Genomic DNA, 2,048 nt, shown 5'->3' with positions numbered 1-2,048 from the left:
GCCTGTTCGTGCTCGGCATGGTTCCGCTCCCGTTCCTGCTCGTCGGCGGATGGGGCGTCGCCGGTCTCGCGATCGGACTCTGCTACGGAATGCAACTCGTGCCGGCCGTGGTCGCGGCCTGCCGCAGTCGCGAACTCGACGGCCTCGCTCCGAGCACGTGGATCATGGCGTGGATCGAAGCCGTCATCTGGCTCGTCTACGGGCTGTCGGTCTCCGACGCCGCCTTGCTCGCGGGTGGTGCGAGCGGAACCTTGATGGCGGCGATCATCCTCGCTCGCCTTGCGATCACGGGGCATCAACCGTTCCGATTCGCGTTCCAACCCCGTCCCGCGAGCTAATTCGGGTCGTCCGCCAGTACAGTGACAGCGCACACGTGAGTCGTTTTCAAGGCTCTCTGAACACAAGGAGCCGAAATGGCTACAGGCATTGTGAAGTTCTTCAACGACGAGAAGGGCTTCGGATTCATCACACCGGACGAGGGCGGCAATGACGTCTTCGTCCACTACTCCAACATCGTTGGCACGGGACGTCGGTCGCTGAACAACGACGCGAAGGTCGAGTTCGACGTCGCCCCCGGCCGCAAGGGACCGGAAGCAGTCGACGTCAAAGAGATCTGATCCAGCAATCCAAGAAGGAGGCGGTTCTGCATGGCATCAAGCCCGCAGAGTTACCAGAAGCGGCAGCGTGAACTTCGCAAGAAGGAACGCAAGGCCGAGAAGCAGGCAATTCGACACGGTCGCAGTGCGGCCAAGGCCGAAGCGGCTGACGACGGTCCTGACGAGGACGCTTTGCTCGAGGAATTCCGCATCCTCAACGAGAAGTTCGCAGCGGGCGAAGTCGAAGAAGACGACTTCGAGTTCCGCAAGGCGGAGATCTTCCACAAGATGGGATTGGGCGAAGCGCCCGAACCACGCGAGGAAGAGCCGGCGCAAGCCGAAGCCTGAGCGAGTCTGATGCGAGGCCCCCGGAGCAATCCGGGGGCCTTCGTCGTTTTCGCGTACGGTGCCGACATGGCGGTGCGGTGGCCGGACGAGGACCACGACACGATCGTCGCGGCGGACACCGACGAGTTGCGCGCCTGGTTCGAGGTCAACAACGAGGCGGCCGACGGCGCCTGGGTCCAGTACTGGCGCGCCGGAACGGGGCGTCCGTCGGTGCGCTGGACGGAGGTCGTCGACGTGCTGCTCTGTTTCGGATGGATCGACACCAAGGTCCAACCGATCGACGACACCACCTACGTGCAGTACGTCACGCCGCGCCGGGCGGGCAGCGTGTGGTCGCGCGTGAACAAGGCGAAGGTGGAAGCGCTCGAGGAACAGGGGTTGATGACCGATGCGGGGCGAGCGGTGATCGACCGTGCCCGAGCCGACGGATCGTGGGATCTGCTCACCGCGTCCGACGACGGAGTCGTGCCGGATGATCTCGCGCTGGCGCTCGCCGAGGTGCCGTCGGCGCAGGCGTTCTACGACGGCCTGACGGGGCCACAGCAGAGCGCGGTCCTACGGAAGATCTACATGTGTAAACGGCCGGTGACCCGGGCGAAGTGGGTGGCGACGTCCGTGGATCGTCTCGCCGCGGGAGTCAAACCGCCGTACTGATCGTTCGGACGGCGCGGCGACTCAGCCCGGGGTCGTGGTCGTTGTCGTCGTGGACGTCGATGTCGTGGTGGTGGTCGTGATGTCGAGGCGTTGGACGAACAGCACGGTCACCGATGCATCGTCGGGAAGTTCCGCCTCGATGTCGGCGACGAGATCGGATGCGTCGGGTGGATCTTCACCCGCAACCTGAACGCGAGCGGCGAGCTCGGCGTACTCGACGTCGATCACCGCCACGTCGTTCTCCTCGGCCCACTCGGTTGCGAGCACCGCGACCTGTTCGGCCAGCAGTTCATCGGCGGACGGCTCGACCGGGGCGGTGACGTTCTGGCGTTCGACCCAGGTGAGTTGCACCTCGAGTGTCTCGTCGAGCGCTTCGTCCAGTCGCGCCGTGAGGTCGTCGAGTGGGGGAGTCTCGCCCACGCCGCTCGCATCGACGCGCACCACGCCGTC

The 2,048-nt window shown here is 65.1% G+C and carries 4 protein-coding genes and 1 pseudogene; 4 read left to right on the top strand and 1 reads right to left on the bottom strand.

Translation table 11 applies throughout. The annotated features are described in order from the left end of the window. The 4 genes and pseudogenes from ON45_RS11735 to ON45_RS11720 all read left to right on the top strand — a co-directional run. Positions 1-338: pseudogene (locus ON45_RS11735) on the top strand (hypothetical protein); the annotation flags it as partial. 75 nt (positions 339-413) lie between these two features. Continuing rightward, positions 414-617 carry a cold-shock protein gene (locus tag ON45_RS11730; protein ID WP_040494086.1) on the top strand — a complete coding sequence of 68 codons (204 nt, stop codon included), beginning with the start codon at positions 414-416 and terminating at the stop codon, positions 615-617. Between the two features lie 30 nt (positions 618-647). Continuing rightward, complete coding sequence (locus ON45_RS11725) at positions 648-944, top strand: hypothetical protein (RefSeq protein ID WP_040494085.1); 297 nt, start codon at positions 648-650, stop codon at positions 942-944. A 66-nt stretch (positions 945-1,010) separates the two neighbouring features. Beyond that, positions 1,011-1,598 carry a YdeI/OmpD-associated family protein gene (locus ON45_RS11720; RefSeq protein ID WP_040494084.1) on the top strand — a complete coding sequence of 196 codons (588 nt, stop codon included), beginning with the start codon at positions 1,011-1,013 and terminating at the stop codon, positions 1,596-1,598. A 21-nt stretch (positions 1,599-1,619) separates the two neighbouring features. Here the strand turns inward: ON45_RS11720 and ON45_RS23095 are convergent. Further along, a partial coding sequence (locus ON45_RS23095; protein ID WP_040494083.1) for a hypothetical protein occupies positions 1,620-2,048 on the bottom strand: 429 nt, incomplete at its 5' end.

The organism is Ilumatobacter nonamiensis YM16-303, from assembly GCF_000350145.1.
In the GTDB taxonomy this organism is placed as follows: Bacteria; Actinomycetota; Acidimicrobiia; order Acidimicrobiales; family Ilumatobacteraceae; genus Ilumatobacter_A; species Ilumatobacter_A nonamiensis.
This window is presented reverse-complemented; position numbering and strand designations above follow the sequence as displayed.